This is a genomic window from Lelliottia sp. 7254-16 (assembly GCF_002922995.1).
GTDB lineage: Bacteria > Pseudomonadota > Gammaproteobacteria > Enterobacterales > Enterobacteriaceae > Enterobacter > Enterobacter jeotgali.
In genome coordinates this window covers 312,135-326,698 of sequence record NZ_PQVS01000002.1, presented here as the reverse complement: position 1 = coordinate 326,698, position 14,564 = coordinate 312,135, and the positions used below count along the sequence as shown (strand labels likewise).

Genomic DNA, 14,564 nt, shown 5'->3' with positions numbered 1-14,564 from the left:
CGCGAGCCCCTCTGTATTTCCATCAACGGCGGGTGAATTCAGAAATGTTCGGGATCGTTGGCATGCTGTTGAAACACCCTTTGCATACTGCATTACAGAATGCACAGGAGGGTGCCCGATGCCTCACTATCGAATGTTACTTATCAGCGTGTTATTACTGGCCGGATGTACGTCAGAGCACAGCAACCCCATCAGTCGTCTTGCCAGCGTAAAACACGCGACGGACTCACAACCTTACTGTGCGGAAAGCAGCGGGGTACTCAGTTGTGACTGGAATAACGTTACCGATGACTGGGATAGTGCCGATCCGGCAGAGTTCAGTGAGCACACGACAGTACGACCGTAATCTGTTCTTTCAGGGGAATAGCGTCATGGCAGCGACGGGTTCTGGTGCAGGGTGCCCCGAAGGCTGTGAAAAAACAGTCTTCACGTTACCGACACGTAAAGGGCTTCAGTGAACAATGGGTATGAACGAATAAGCCACGAGGGATTAAAGATGATTCCTGATGCTGATGAAGCACCGGCGATCCCACTGGCGCTGGCGAAAGAGAAACGTCACGACTGGCAGCATTCTGCCAACCCGAATTGCAGCGGCTTAACCGTTTCGATCTCAGATACTGGCCTGATATTGCCGGGATCATTCGCTCTCCGGGGATGGAAGAAGTGGAGATAACATTTTCGGATGAAGCCACAGAGGCAATTATCAACGCCCGCAGACCTTCGCTGACGGATTTCTTCAGCGCGTTTTTCGATAAGATTGCTATGCAAAAAACCGGCTACCACTACTCATTACCACGGACGTTTAAACCCTCAGATGCTGCGCTGGCGACGAGGGATCATATCCCCCGTGATTTGCCGCCGGATGAGCTCATTGACGCGCCATGTGAAGCGTACCCGTCATCGACTGAAAGAACAGGGCTACAGTGCTGTATGGTAAAGTGAGCCGTCATTCTTACCCATTTTTTATCGTGGGCCAGTGGTGGCTGATATGTCCCTCTGAACATCTCACCTGCGATACAGACTCCCCTGACCGGATGCCGCACGTGCCCACAATTCTTCATCGCTGAGCGTTGTCTCAATCAGTTCAACCGGCACACCGCAGTCATCAATAACGGCCACCCGGTAATCATCGATGGGCTCATAAGGCCCCAGGATAACCGTTTCCCCCGCAATCGCCTCAGCCAGACTGCTGACCTTAAAGGCCACATGTGGAACGGTTTTCAGCAACGGATGCAAAGGTGAGTCATCGGTAAAGCGATGCCACTGCACCCGGAACTTACCCGGATTATCGGAGGTATACATTCCCGCGCTGGCACTGAACTTGCCTGAAGTATCCCCGTCCTGCGCCGGAATACCGAAATGATGAAACTCGTACTGTACGTCTGCTTTCATCGTTAACGTCTGCCTTTTTTGGATAAACTCACGCTACATTACCCACTCTACCGAAAACAATGCATCAACGGATATTAACGTTCTGGTAAGTCAGCGGGCTGTTTATCTCCCTTTCTAAAACGCTCTGTAACGCATCAGGAGCGACGAATTCATCCCATACACAGATTTCCACTACCATGTTATTCAATGTGGTTATACCGTCTTACAGGAAGCCCTGAAGATATAAAGAACTGCAACGCCCAATGGCTTATCAAATAACCTGCGATTATTACCCGGAGAATGGCCGCATTCCATTTCACCATCATCTGGTTATTCTGTTTACGGTACAATCATGGTTATTACCACCAGTAAAGAGGCAGGTGCTATCAATACTCGTGCATACGTATATCCAAAACGCTTCCGGGATAGTCATTCACCGTAGTATCTGTCACTGACAGGTATTGCAAGGATTAATATCCGGCAGGCAGAGCAATATTCATAAAACTACGACAGGTTAGTTAACTGACTGAACATTTAACGCTCATTACCAATGTCATTGCGATACTGAAATTCAATTACCTCCATGCCTACAGTTAAGTACGGGAATGTTTATCTAATGACGAACCGTTGATCATCACCTGCCACTTATCAGGTATAACCATTCACCTTAAACGTTACTGTTAACCAGTAACCTCTGTCGTTGTGATTATTAGATTACTGACATCAATCGTTTTCACTTTTGCTCTGGTGCATATTACTCAATGGCTACTCATGTAAATACCCATTGCTTAATGTCAGTTCCTCAATGAACACTGAGCATTCAAGAGCCACTACATTGAGTGAACGTGTCAATGAATACCATCCAATAGCACTATCCCTTTAGTGATTACCTTCAGGTGATAATACCCTCTTCGGCATAACCCATCTGGTGATGACATATCCCTGGCTAATACCATTAATGATAATGCCCTATAATACTCCTTCTTTAATATATTAATACCATTAATGATAATGCCCTATAATACTCCTTCTTTAATATATTAATACCAATCCAACACATTCAGCACAGAGAAAACATTGAAGATAGCCACGCCAGACAGTGCTTATCTACAATTAACCCCTGTGTAAGTTACTCAGGAATTATCATTCTCAGTTAAGTGTGAAAACAGAATCAATGAAATCAGACGAACTCAACAGGGCGAACACTTATATCACCGTTAACCACAGAAGACCATATACCTGTTTCTGAGCAATGAAATGAAAATATCAATGGGCAACCATACCTGATGCAAGAAATGTCTCCTGAAGCGAACCAGGCATCATGACGGGGATGAGAACGAGAGTGTGCAGTAGGGCAAGCGGAAGGGTAAGATAAGCCCGTTGAGATGCAATAACATATACGAAAAGCCGTAAAATACGATAACAGTAAGGAAAAAAACAATAAAAACAACGACGGTAAAACCATGATAAAACCGTGATCAAACCAGAATCAAACCGCAATCACACTTCACGATGACTACCAGATGTGTTTTTCAGTGACGGTAAAACCATCATCGTGCTACTGTATTACGACGATAATCACTACACACACCCCTACTGTGTAGTTTAGTGTATGGAGCGTTTGATAATGGCAATACATTACAATGATGGCAGGCAAACACCCGTTAAAAGTCGTGACATCCGGATTTGTCATTTTTACCTTGACTGGTTAGGGATAAATAAAAACATCAGACCAGAAGGTATTAATCGCCAGGATGCAGGAAACTGTCATCATGCCGTCAACCAGCTCATCAATCAGTACTACCCCGATAAAGAACAGCAGAACAGGCTCATGGCTGAAATGAATACCGCCTGTGATGAAAATATCTTACCGGCAGAGCATTTTGACTGGCTTGAACACGATGAACGGGCTGCATTCTGGTTATGGGGTTATCTTTATACCGTGGGAGATTTGACTCTTGGGATTTCTTCATCAAGAGATGCACGTTACGATGAGAACTGGTATCAGTACCTTCATCTCAGTAAATCCCCGGCAAGTCATCAGGAAAGAATGCAGCTTCTCTTCAATTTCTTTGACTGGATAATTATTCCTGCCCCACCGGTTAATCACCTCAAGAGCCAGGTAATGGACAGACTTAAAGACCAGTGGAAGAATATTTACAGCAAACCCGTCCCGCTGAAATGGTTACCTGTTGAGGAAGAGGCAGTATTATGGGCATGGAATAGCCTTAAATCGCTACAGGAAGAAAGAAACGCCCCCACCGGTGGGCTTTCATTTATGCTTTCCTTACCAGGACTGAGCACCTGGTTTACGCCACTGAATCATTCCGAACGCAATTTAGCGCTGCGTGCCGCAATTGATTTATGGGACGATGCCCCGGATACAAAACGGCTCTTCCTGCTGAATCTGAATAAGGCCTGGAACCAGCAAAAATTACGTCAGTCCCGCACCGATAAAAAAGCACTTAACACATACCTGAAGAACGAAACGAAAATGCGACTGGACTTTATGGCTGAACGCAGCGGGGTTCGCATCAGCGATATGCTGGAAACACTGATTAATGACCATTACCGGAAAACCTGTGGCGGTGAATGAGGACTCCGCACTGAAAAAAGAGTGAACGGTAACAACCACACGGCCAGAAACTGCATTCAAAAAAATTTCAGACCTATATTACCCATGTGAGAACGGCAGCAGAAATGCTGCCGTTTTGTTATTTCACTCACGGAGGTTAATGTGTCCAGTCAGTACAACCGGGGGCCCGATACCCTGTTACCGTCGTTATTCCTTCTCCCGGGTCAACGGTCCCGAAAAATACCCGTGCAAATGTTTCTGGCGCGACGTCACTGCTCTGCGTCCTCTTCCGGTACCCGGATTTCGCTGATACACGGTCCGCCAGCTCATGAAGGCGACTATTGATTGCCAGTAACCAGGAGAGAAAAATGCATTGTCCGAATTGCGGTTCGCAAAACATACAGCTGCGCCATATGGGTAAAAAGACAGGTGGGGTGACTGGCGCCATTGCCGGGGGACTTGCCGGTCTGGAAGGGGCGACAGCCGGCGCGATGATTGGCTCAGTCATTCCGGTTATCGGTACAGTGGCCGGAGGGCTTGTGGGTTTTCTGTCAGGTGCCTGTGCTGGCGCGGTGGCGGGAGCGGTTGCCGGTGAAAAGCTGGACGGGACGGTATTTGATGAATATGGCTGCACGCAGTGTGAGCATACCTTCAGTGCGCCGTGAAGTTCAGCGGTATCAGCCATAATTACCACCGGGCCCTGTGGTCCGGTGTTTTCTGAGCCTGTTTTCCCCTTCCTCCCCTGGAGCTATGATGACAGGGAGTGTCCGTGTGTGGCCTTTTCTTGACCGCACAATACTAACCCTTTGTTAATCCTCACCTAAAATTTTCATACTTTCTTCCTGCCAACGCTCAGGGTGGTCATAACGTGTCCACCCACTCCTGCATAATAACCCCATGAAATATCGACCTTTTTTTTTCACATGGAGCGCCCATGCCACGCGCAGATGAAGAGACCCGCTATGACCGGATGGCCGTCAGACTGTCGGTCATCATCAGCCGGTTAATGACCGGAGAAACGCTGAACCTGCAGGCGCTGTCCGGGGAATTTGGCGTTTCTGAGCGCACCCTGCGCCGCGATTTTTATCAGCGGCTGGTTCACCTCGATATTATCGGGGAGAGCGGTACGTACCGGCTCAGCGAAAGCACCTTGCGTGATTACTCTCCGGGGGCATTGTCCTTTGCCCGCAGCACCGGCATCGCCCGCATCATTCCGTCGCAGAGCCGACAGCTGATGCACCTGCTGATGAATGAAACCGGCACCTCGCCCTGTTTTATCTGGCACGACTCACCGCCATCATGGGCGCATGCTGACAGTTTCCACCGCCTGGCCGAAGCCATTCATCACCATCAGGTTGTCAGTCTGCTGGTTGGCGGTGTTCGTCACGACACTCTGGAGCCTTACCGTCTGATTTACCGGCACCAGCACTGGTATCTGGTTGCCTGTCAGGGCGGAAGCCTCCGGGTATTCCGGCTGGAGGAAATCATCTCGGTCTCGCTGTCGGTGCAGACCTTTCGTCGCCGGAGCGACATCTGTTCGCTTATCACCGAAGAGAGCTTTATCAGCGCACTTCCCCATTTTCGCTTTATCAGCGATGTCATTCGCACGTTTCAGGAATGACGGACTTACACCACCATAAGGAAAGCCGAATGAGAGCACTTACTGCCACCCTGCTTGCCACACTTTGTACCCTGCCAGTGGCTCATGCAGACACACCTGACGCCCTGCGCAACGCCCATTACCTGCGCTGCGCAAAGCCCGTCTTTTATGCACAGACCCTGAATCACAAAAAGGAGGTCGAAATCTGCATCGTCACCCCGTCGGTGGCGTATTCGTTCGGTAAGACCGGCGCGGAGCACAGGGAGATGGACATCACGGTTCCGGCTCAGGCGACAGGCTACGCGTACCAGAGCAACCAGGTTATCAGCCTGCAGGAATTTACCGTCCGCAACGGCGATACCACTTACCAGGTATCAGCCGGAAGCAACGATGAAGGCAAACCCTTTGCCGCGCTCGATGTGTACCGGGGAAGTCCCGATACCGGAAAACATCTGGCGACCATTACGCTTGACCCAAACACCGTGGTTAACGACATCGGCCACGGATTGCAGGATGCAGGCATCCCCCGGCAGGATGGCCTTTAACCGGTTTTACCAACCTTAACCCTCAGTTTATTCAAGGATACAGCAATGAACATTTCCCTTGCTGGCGGTGTGCTCCGTCCCGCACGTTATTTTTCTGCGATCTGCCTGTTGCTCTCTGTTGGGGTGCTCAGCGGCTGCGGAGACGAAAAGTCAAAAGCCGAAAGCGAGTTTATCCGGGGCTGTAAATCCGGTGGCGGTACCACCGCTATTTGCGGCTGTGTTTACGACACTCTGCAGACGAAATACACCCACGGAGAGCTGCTCAAAATGAACCAGCAGTACGGCTATGTCCCGCCGGGCTTTATGAACAACATGCTCAGTGCGGCGCAGCAGTGTCGTAAGCAGTAAATGCCGGATGTACACAACGTTACCGGTCTGGATTATTCAACAACAAAAGGAACACGCTAATGGCGCTCGTCATTAAGTATTTCAGTATTGCTTTTGGCATCGCGCTGGTCGTGGTGCTGTTTAACGTTATCAGCGCCACCGGCGAAATTCGCAGTTTTGGTCAGGGGATGGGGTATCTGTTCTGGATGACGCTTGGGCCAGGCGCAGGTATGACAGTTGGCGCGGCTCTTCGACTGTGGCTGATGCCGGATGCAGTATACACCAGCGAAGGGATGACCGGGCTGCTCAAAGCCCGCCTGTTCTGGCTCGCAGGCCCACAGTGTATCGGCTGGCTGGCAGGACTTATCACCGTGGGTAAACAACTCATGTAACACGACTGCCCCTCAACACCATTTTTGACTCAGAAGGAAAAACACCATGCGATTCATGTACGCCATCCTGTCAGCAGGATCACTGGCCTTTGCCATGTCGGCACAGGCTGTCCCCAATATGTGGAGCAGTGGCTTCGGTATGGGCGTCACCGAATACATCATCACCAGCCCGGAAAACGTGATGCTGAATCTGAACTGCACCGGAAACCCTGACGACCAGAATATCCTGCAACATCACGTCATGCTCACACTGCCTGACGGCAGCGGTGCCGATTCACAGGATGAGAATACCGCCATCACCGTCGTCACGGATGACCAGCCGTTCCCGTTGCCGTCCTCTCTGGGCTGGCGTAACGGTGACAACGCCTGGCTGTCGTTCATTGATGCCATCAGCAAGGCAACGTCGTTTGAGATTTATGTCAACGACAAAAAGGTGGGGCATTTTTCCCCTTCAGCCGGAAACGTCCACAAGGTGCTGGCTGATATGTCCGGCTGTACAACATTCATCGCTGAATAGCGCCAGCCCGGCACTGTTACTCATTATTTTCAGTAAAACCCGTCAAGGAAAATCCCGATGACCGATATTTCGACCCTCAGCCAGCGACTGGCGACCCCAACCCTGAACTTCGTGCTGCTCACTGTCGCCACCTGCGGCATCTGGCCGCTGCTCTGGCTGTACCGGAAACAGCAGATTATCAGCGAGACCACCGGTTACCCGGTAAATGGCGATATCTTCGTTATCTGGCTCGCCGTCTGCTTTGGGTTCGGGCGGCAGTTCGGCGTGATGGCCTCACCGGACCTCGCCGGCTACGACACGGGCAGCGACACGCTGCTGGCCTTAAGCGGCCTTCTGTCACTCGCCTGTGGCGTGATGTACATCGTCTGGGCCTTTAAGGCCCGTGCCGCACTGCGTCACTATGCGCTGAATACCTTCCGCTTCGACCTGAAAATGAACGCGTTCTGGACTGTCGCTTTTAACGTCTTCTACATTACGTACTGCATCAACGACATGCCGCAGGCGCTGGCAAAACACCGGATTATTCACGGTCAGGCCCCCGTGCCGCCAGAATCGCCGTCACCGCAGTAACTCAGCTCTCCTCTATTTATATCCGGCAGGGGCTTCCGTGAATGCCCCCATTCGTCCGGGTCCGCTCCCCATGAGATTTAACGCAATGACATGACTGAAAATGGTGCTCAACGCCCTGCGTCAGATGCTGACGCAGGGCGCCAGCAGCCGGGCGCAGCAGTTTGTGGAAGGCCACTTCCGCGAAGAAGGCTACGACGAAGACAGTATTGATATCGCCAGACAGGCGGCAACCCTGCTCGCAGGAGCCCTAATTACGGCCCTGATGGAGCTGGTTCTGCAACTCATCGCCACACATCTGACCCACTGATGCCCTGCTCACTGAGCGGGGCATTTTGTTTATGCCATTCATCAGGAGCATTCACATGCACAACACCGACAGCCCGTTGCTGCCAGAAGGCCCGTTTACCCGCAGACAGGCTGGCGTCGTGGTAGCCGCGTATCAGAACGTCACTATTGAAGACGACCAGGGCACGCATTTTCGGCTGGTCATTCGCGACCACGAGGGACAATTAATCTGGCGGGCGTGGAATTTTGAAGCCGAAGCCGGGGAATGGCTTAATCGCTATCTGCTCAGCCACGGTATCCCCAAAAACACATTCACCAGAGATTAATCTCACCAGCAGCCACACCAACAGGCCATGTTCCCACAGGAGCATGGCCTTTTTGTTTATACCGTTAAAGCAACCATAAGGAATTAAACATGCGCTTAGCCAGCCGTTTTGGCCAAATCAACCAGATCCGTCGCGACCGCCCGTTAACCCGTGAAGAACTGATGCAGCATGTCCCCAGCGTCTTCGGAGAGGATAAACATGCTTCCAGGAGTGAAAAATATACTTTTATTCCCACCATCACCCTGCTGGAGAACCTGCAGCGCGAAGGGTTCCAGCCGTTCTTTGCCTGCCAGTCACGCGTTCGCGATCCGGATCGCCGGGAGCACACAAAGCATATGCTCCGTCTGCGTCGCGCCGGTCAGATAAACGCTCAGCAGGTGCCGGAAATCATCATCCTGAATTCGCACGGTGGTGAGTCCAGTTTTCAGTTACTTCCAGGAATATTCAGAAGCGTCTGCACCAATTCGCTCGTCTGCGGACAGTCGTTTGGCGAAATCAGGGTTCCGCACCGGGGCAACGTGGTGGAAAAGGTCATTGAAGGGGCTTACGAGGTACTGGGAATATTTGACCGGGTTGAAGAAAAGCGGGATGTCATGCAGTCGCTTTTACTTCCCCCAGCAGCACAGCAGGCCTTTGCAAAAGCCGCGCTGACGTACCGCTTTGGAAATGAGCACCAGCCGGTGACGGCATCCCAGATACTGACGCCCCGCCGCTATGAAGACCGTCAGGACGACCTGTGGTCAGTATTTAATCGTTGCCAGGAAAACCTGCTGAAAGGGGGTCTGCCTGGACGTACTGCCAAAGGCAAACGCAGCCACACCCGTGCCGTTAACGGCATCGACGGCGACGTTAAGTTAAACAGGGCGCTCTGGGTGATGGCGGAAGAACTGCAGCAGGCGCTGAACTGATGCCACCGCTGCCTGATAACACCCACCAGACCACCCTTTATCCGGCCGCCCTGGAGAACAATTCCTGCAGCCGTTCCATCTCCGATGACGACCTGTGCGCCTGGTGCTCGCACCTTCTTTATCGTCCCGGCGAGCTCAGCCTGTGCCAGTTGTCTGTGGCTGACGGCATCTGGCCCTCACACTGTGATGAGGATGGCTATGCGCAGTCCTGTCCGTCACTTCACCTCAACAACTCACCTCAAAATACAAAGGAAATCTAATGAATAACATGCTCACCCAGGACGAAAACACCGTCGGCTCAGCATCCCCGGAACAACTGCACGCGTCCACAATTATCTGCACGCCCGTACCGGATGAGGACCGCATCTGTTTCTGGCCGCTGCACTTTGGCACCATCCCGCAATGGATAACCCTGGAGCCCCGCATCTTCGCCTGGATGGAACGTTTCTGCGAAAACTACACCGGGGGCATCTGGCAATTTTATACGCTGAGCAACGGCGGCGCATTTATGGCCCCGGACGTTGACGAAGACGGTGATGAAAAATGGACGCTGTTCAACCCGATGAACGGTAACGGCGCGGAGATGAGTCCGGAAGCCGCCGGGATTGCCGTCTGCCTTATCGCTTACAGCCATCATGCCTGCCGTACGGAATGCGGTGCCATGACGGAGCACTACTACCGGCTGCGGGACTATGCGCTCATGCATGCTGAATGCCACGCCATTATGCGCACTATTGACTGAGACTGGCCGCGATGGAACAACAACTCCCGCTGTTTGCCCGTGAATTAGCCCCCACCGACCAGCAGACCATCCGGACGGCCCTCACTCTGCTGGAAAGCCAGCTACGCGAACCCGGCGCGCCATTTACCTCCAGCCATGCAGTCCGTGACTGGCTGCGCCTGCAGTTTGCCACACTGGAGCGTGAAGCCTTCACCGTCCTGTGGCTCGACAATCAGCATCGCCTGATTGCGCACGACACGCTGTTCTACGGGACAATCAACACTATCACCATACATCCGCGTGAGGTTGTTAAATCCGGTCTGAAAAATAATGCCGCCGCTGCCGTTCTGGCGCATAACCACCCGTCGGGTCTTGCTGAACCCAGCGACGCAGACAGACGAATCACCCAACGCCTGAAACAGGCGCTGGACCAGGTTGATATCCACCTGCTGGACCATCTGGTGGTCGGCGGGATGGATATTGTCTCTTTTGCCGAACGCGGCTGGCTGTAAGGAGAATAGCGATGAAAATTATCAGTAAACGTCAGGCGATGGCGATATACCGTCAGCATCCGCAATCGCGATTGTTTCGCTTCTGTACCGGAAAATACAAATGGTCCGGCAGCGTCTGCCACTACGCCGGTCGGGAAGTACAGGACATCAGTGGTGTGCTCGCGGTCTTCGCTGAACGCCGTCAGGACCGCAACGGCCCGTATGTCGTATTGCGCAGCGTCACGCTGAACTGAGTAAGGAAAATACCGATGAGCAGAATTATCTCCACCACCGTTTATACGCTGGATGAACTTTCAGGATCGGCCAGAGAACAAGCCCGCACCTGGTATCGTGAGCATGCACTGAACGATGACTGGTATCAGAACGTGTTTGACGAGTTCTGCGGCACCTGCAATATCCTGGGCGTGGAAATTAATATGTACAGGGTACCTCTCCTGTCTGGCGGCAGTCGTCAGCACCGCTGTATCTGGTTCAGCGGCTTTTGCCATCAGGGAGAGGGGGCCTGCTTTGAAGGCGATTATGCTTACCAGCCGCAGGCCGTCTACCGGATCCGGGAACACTACCCTGAAGACGCAGATCTTCACCGGATTGCCGATTTACTGCAAACCATTCAGTTGCACAACAGCGGTCAGCTTCATGCCACGATCCGCCATCACGGCCAGCATATCCATGAAAACTGTATGGCAGTCACGGTCGAACGACACAGCCCTTCCGGGCAGGACATGACCACAGACAGTGAAGCAGCGGTAACAGAAGCCATGCGGTTGCTGGCCCGCTGGTTGTACGACTGGCTGGAAAGCGAATACGGCTGGCAGACATCCCCCGCCATTGTTGACGACGACATCATCGACGGTAAATACACCTTCACCGCATCCGGTCAGCGCTTCGGCTGAACGGCATCACCTTTAACCTTTCCTTAATGACTTTTTTAGCGAGGCTTAATTATGCCAGACACACTCACGCCCCGTGTTCCCACGGACGCACCGCGCTGGGGTCTGCAACGGGATATCACCCCCTGCTTTGGCGCACGCCTGGCGCAGGAGGGCAACCGACTGCATTACCTGAATGACCGCGCCAGCATCACCGGAACGTTCAGCGATGCAGATTTACGCCATCTCGACCAGGCGTTTCCCGTGCTGTTGAAGCAAATGGAGCTGATGCTGCTTTCAGGTGAACTCAATCCTCGCCATCAGCACGGCGTCACGCTCTACGCAAAAGGGCTGACCTGCGACGCGGAGACCCTCGGCAGTTGCGGCTATGTCTATATAGCGATTTACCCGACACCAGCAACAACCGCGTAACCCCCGAACCATTGCCTTCGTTTTACCCCATTAACAAAGAGATCCAACGATGAGAATCTATCCTGTATCTGCAAAACGGGCAGCTGAGATTTGCCAGTCAACTCATGTGTCACCGATTGCTGTGTGGCTGCGCCTCCTGACTTATCTCCTGGACCATCACTACGGCCTGGCGCTCAACGACACGCCTTTCGGCAATGATGGCGTGATTCAGGAACACATTGACGCCGGTATTTCACTGTGTGACGCGGTGAATTTTATCGTGGAGAAATATGACCTGGTGCGTACTGACCGTCGCGGCTTCAGCGCAGAAGAACAATCGCCACTTATCAGCAGTATCGATATACTTCGCGCCCGTCGTGCCACCGGGCTGATGAAACGTAGCGGTTACAGAGCCATCACCGATATCACCACCGGGCAATATTCACTGGAGTCCGGGCAATGAAAGTTAGCCTGAACATTGAAGCTGACGCCATCAACGTACTGGCCCTCAACATGGGCCGGATCGCCGTAGATATCGACGGTATTGAACTGGCCGAACTGATTGATGTGGTGAACCAGAACGGTTATTCGCTTCATGTTGCTGACGAGCCTGGAAAACTGGCCATTGAAGATCCGCTCCCGCCCGTCACCCGCCTTAACGGCATCCAGTGTAGTACCGCCCATATCTCCGAGGCTGACAACAACCTGCTATTCGCTCTTTCGCATCAGCATGAAGACTTTGGTGACAGCGAGTGGATAAGCTATACCGGCTCAGGATATTTGATATATCTGGATGCGTGGCAGTACCCGGTGCTTCAGCTTAAGAAACGGGGCCTGTCGAAAGCCTGCTCGTGGCGCTGATACGTCGTTACACTATCAGAGTCATCCATCTTGATGCCTGTGGTGAAGTGCTGCCAGGCTTCGCCACCTTTGACTGGTAACTAATACCTCCAATCTTCACAAGTATTCGCATGCCTGAATTCACCACGGAAACGGCCCTCAATATTCTGATTGACTGGCTGCTGGACGTTCGCGATCTGCAGCTTCTGCACCCCCCCAGAACAAATTAGCCACCGAACCCCACTCATCACACACGCATAAGCGCCAGTCCTCACCGACTGGCGTTTTGCTTTCTTTGTATAAAAGGATAAGAACATGTCAGACCTTACTTTCACCGAACCCGACGTTTTAACCGACCATACCGACGTGATTTGCTCGACCAGTATTGAACGTATCGTCACAGAACGTAACGCCGCACTGACGCAGATTGAAGCGTTGATCCTCCAGCTTGACGATATTTCGACACTGACCCGCAGTATCGGCGGCAAAACCGCCCTGGACTGGGCCATGAAGCAGGACTTCCGCTGCGGCTGCTGGCTGATGGAGAAAACAGAAACGGCGATGAAAGCCATTACCCGCAATCTCGATCGCGGTATTTGGCGGGATTTGATGAAGCAGTCGGGGATGCTCAGCCTGATGGATGCTGCTGCCCGTGAGCAGTGGTACAACAGCCTGGAAAAGGATGACATTCCTGCCGTTAGCGAAGCCAATATTCTCAGTACGTTTGAGCAGTTACATCAGAGTAAAGGTGACGTATTTGAACGTGGGGTGATTAACGTGTTTAAGCGTTTAAGCTGGGATTACAAATCGAACTCCCCCTGTAAATTTGGCAAGAAGATCATTGTAGAGGGGCTGGTCAGCTACACCCGCTGGGGTTTCAGCTTCAACTGGGGCTGGCGGCGCGATCAACTTGTCGATCTCGAACGTATGCTAATGTTGCTGGACGGTAAGCCCATCCCCGACAATCGCGAGGATATTGCCCGACGCCTTAGCGATCACATCAGCCAACAGAAAACATCGGACAGTTACGAAGATGCGTTGTTTAAAATTAAATACTTCCAAAAGGGATCGGCACACATTACGTTCCTGCGTCCAGACCTGACGGACAAACTGAACGACATCATTGCAAAACACTATCCTGGGATGTTGCCATCCAAACAGTGAGAGGCCCTATTATGGTACCATTGCCAAACGCTAACGGTGCTCACTACGATTCCGTAAAAAGCGAGAACACCGTATCATCAAAAAGTATTCAGATGGACGTCAAAATTCCCCTTCAACCGTCGAATTTTGATGATCTGCAGAAGGGGGCCTTACTGGGGGCCTCAATATTTATGAAACACGATAAAACCTATTATTATCAACCATCATATACAGTGGAATTCATTCCGAGTCCGGGCACCACTATTTAAAGAACCCGCCCTCGTGGCGGGTTTTTGCTTTCTTGCTCACCATATCTAAAATCCCATTTGCACTCCTTGTTAGCCCCCTCCCCAGCTCTCTGACTCTGTTGTTTGTCATTTTTTATCCAGTATTACCATAAGCTTACAGAAAATCACTCTGCCGAATCTGTCACGCAGCACATCGCGTTTCGTATCCTGCATGGCAACCTTCATCGGGGAATGATTATTGCCTGGAAAAAATGGGCTGGAGGCAGAATACAAATGCCCCTGAACTGCCTGGCAGAAGGTGGAGTGAGCCTAATGAAGGCAATCAGGCGTAGTTTGATTCCAGTCGTGATGGACGGCGGTCGCAGCGCGATCATGCAGGATGAAGAAGATCTCTGAGGCATTTC

General features: G+C 52.0%; 23 protein-coding genes and 1 pseudogene. 23 read left to right on the top strand and 1 reads right to left on the bottom strand.

Annotation, left to right across the window (positions count from 1 at the left end; translation table 11 throughout):
- Positions 1–118 precede the first annotated feature (118 nt).
- Positions 119–346, top strand: coding sequence for a hypothetical protein (locus tag C3708_RS23540; protein ID WP_133159664.1), 228 nt, complete (start codon positions 119–121; stop codon positions 344–346).
- Positions 347–496: 150 nt separating this feature from the next.
- Positions 497–673: a hypothetical protein gene (locus C3708_RS23675; protein WP_158251352.1), complete on the top strand. Its 177-nt coding sequence runs from the start codon at positions 497–499 to the stop codon at positions 671–673.
- Between the two features lie 332 nt (positions 674–1,005).
- Here C3708_RS23675 and C3708_RS04420 read toward each other — a convergent pair whose 3' ends face one another.
- Positions 1,006–1,392, bottom strand: coding sequence for a hypothetical protein (locus C3708_RS04420; protein WP_103948910.1), 387 nt, complete (start codon positions 1,390–1,392; stop codon positions 1,006–1,008).
- A 1,606-nt stretch (positions 1,393–2,998) separates the two neighbouring features.
- Here C3708_RS04420 and C3708_RS04415 point away from each other — a divergent pair.
- The 21 genes and pseudogenes from C3708_RS04415 (at position 2,999) to C3708_RS23535 (ending at position 14,556) form a co-directional block, all read left to right on the top strand.
- Entirely contained in the window at positions 2,999–3,967 is a 969-nt protein-coding gene (locus tag C3708_RS04415; RefSeq protein WP_103948909.1) for a hypothetical protein, read from the top strand.
- A 347-nt stretch (positions 3,968–4,314) separates the two neighbouring features.
- On the top strand, positions 4,315–4,611 hold the full coding sequence (locus C3708_RS04410) for a hypothetical protein (RefSeq protein WP_103948381.1): 297 nt from the start codon (positions 4,315–4,317) through the stop codon (positions 4,609–4,611).
- Positions 4,612–4,880: 269 nt separating this feature from the next.
- Positions 4,881–5,567 (top strand): YafY family protein, encoded by a 687-nt coding sequence (locus tag C3708_RS04405; protein WP_103948380.1) that lies wholly within the window; start codon positions 4,881–4,883, stop codon positions 5,565–5,567.
- Between the two features lie 29 nt (positions 5,568–5,596).
- Positions 5,597–6,091: a hypothetical protein gene (locus C3708_RS23830; RefSeq protein WP_233210392.1), complete on the top strand. Its 495-nt coding sequence runs from the start codon at positions 5,597–5,599 to the stop codon at positions 6,089–6,091.
- 45 nt (positions 6,092–6,136) lie between these two features.
- The gene (locus tag C3708_RS04395; protein WP_103948379.1) at positions 6,137–6,439 is read left to right on the top strand and encodes a hypothetical protein; all 303 of its coding nucleotides are present in this window, start codon (positions 6,137–6,139) and stop codon (positions 6,437–6,439) included.
- A gap of 59 nt (positions 6,440–6,498) precedes the next feature.
- Positions 6,499–6,810 carry a hypothetical protein gene (locus C3708_RS04390; protein WP_103948908.1) on the top strand — a complete coding sequence of 104 codons (312 nt, stop codon included), beginning with the start codon at positions 6,499–6,501 and terminating at the stop codon, positions 6,808–6,810.
- 46 nt (positions 6,811–6,856) lie between these two features.
- Positions 6,857–7,327, top strand: a complete 471-nt coding sequence (locus C3708_RS04385; protein WP_103948377.1) for a hypothetical protein — start codon at positions 6,857–6,859, stop codon at positions 7,325–7,327.
- Between the two features lie 57 nt (positions 7,328–7,384).
- Positions 7,385–7,897 carry a DUF4234 domain-containing protein gene (locus C3708_RS04380; RefSeq protein WP_103948376.1) on the top strand — a complete coding sequence of 171 codons (513 nt, stop codon included), beginning with the start codon at positions 7,385–7,387 and terminating at the stop codon, positions 7,895–7,897.
- Between the two features lie 100 nt (positions 7,898–7,997).
- Positions 7,998–8,204: a hypothetical protein gene (locus tag C3708_RS04375; protein ID WP_233210391.1), complete on the top strand. Its 207-nt coding sequence runs from the start codon at positions 7,998–8,000 to the stop codon at positions 8,202–8,204.
- A 55-nt stretch (positions 8,205–8,259) separates the two neighbouring features.
- The gene (locus tag C3708_RS04370) at positions 8,260–8,508 is read left to right on the top strand and encodes a DUF905 domain-containing protein (protein WP_103948375.1); all 249 of its coding nucleotides are present in this window, start codon (positions 8,260–8,262) and stop codon (positions 8,506–8,508) included.
- An 89-nt stretch (positions 8,509–8,597) separates the two neighbouring features.
- Positions 8,598–9,416, top strand: coding sequence for a DUF932 domain-containing protein (locus tag C3708_RS04365; protein ID WP_103948374.1), 819 nt, complete (start codon positions 8,598–8,600; stop codon positions 9,414–9,416).
- On the top strand, positions 9,416–9,676 hold the full coding sequence (locus tag C3708_RS04360) for a hypothetical protein (protein ID WP_103948373.1): 261 nt from the start codon (positions 9,416–9,418) through the stop codon (positions 9,674–9,676). Before C3708_RS04365 ends, C3708_RS04360 begins: the two co-directional genes overlap by 1 nt.
- Positions 9,677–9,684: 8 nt before the next feature.
- Positions 9,685–10,158, top strand: coding sequence for an antirestriction protein (locus C3708_RS04355; RefSeq protein WP_103948382.1), 474 nt, complete (start codon positions 9,685–9,687; stop codon positions 10,156–10,158).
- Between the two features lie 11 nt (positions 10,159–10,169).
- Entirely contained in the window at positions 10,170–10,649 is a 480-nt protein-coding gene (radC, locus tag C3708_RS04350; protein WP_103948907.1) for a DNA repair protein RadC, read from the top strand.
- Between the two features lie 11 nt (positions 10,650–10,660).
- Positions 10,661–10,882, top strand: coding sequence for a DUF987 domain-containing protein (locus C3708_RS04345; RefSeq protein ID WP_042894348.1), 222 nt, complete (start codon positions 10,661–10,663; stop codon positions 10,880–10,882).
- A gap of 15 nt (positions 10,883–10,897) precedes the next feature.
- Positions 10,898–11,542, top strand: a complete 645-nt coding sequence (locus C3708_RS04340) for an antitoxin of toxin-antitoxin stability system (protein WP_103948906.1) — start codon at positions 10,898–10,900, stop codon at positions 11,540–11,542.
- Between the two features lie 51 nt (positions 11,543–11,593).
- Entirely contained in the window at positions 11,594–11,950 is a 357-nt protein-coding gene (locus C3708_RS04335; protein WP_103948905.1) for a type IV toxin-antitoxin system YeeU family antitoxin, read from the top strand.
- Positions 11,951–11,999: 49 nt separating this feature from the next.
- Positions 12,000–12,392 carry a TA system toxin CbtA family protein gene (locus C3708_RS04330; RefSeq protein ID WP_103948904.1) on the top strand — a complete coding sequence of 131 codons (393 nt, stop codon included), beginning with the start codon at positions 12,000–12,002 and terminating at the stop codon, positions 12,390–12,392.
- Positions 12,389–12,870: pseudogene (locus C3708_RS04325) on the top strand (DUF5983 family protein). The gene C3708_RS04330 and the pseudogene C3708_RS04325 overlap by 4 nt, the downstream one beginning before the upstream one ends.
- A gap of 214 nt (positions 12,871–13,084) precedes the next feature.
- Positions 13,085–13,933, top strand: a complete 849-nt coding sequence (locus C3708_RS04320) for a DUF4942 domain-containing protein (RefSeq protein WP_103948902.1) — start codon at positions 13,085–13,087, stop codon at positions 13,931–13,933.
- A 350-nt stretch (positions 13,934–14,283) separates the two neighbouring features.
- Positions 14,284–14,556, top strand: coding sequence for a hypothetical protein (locus tag C3708_RS23535; protein WP_133159902.1), 273 nt, complete (start codon positions 14,284–14,286; stop codon positions 14,554–14,556).
- Positions 14,557–14,564 lie beyond the last annotated feature (8 nt).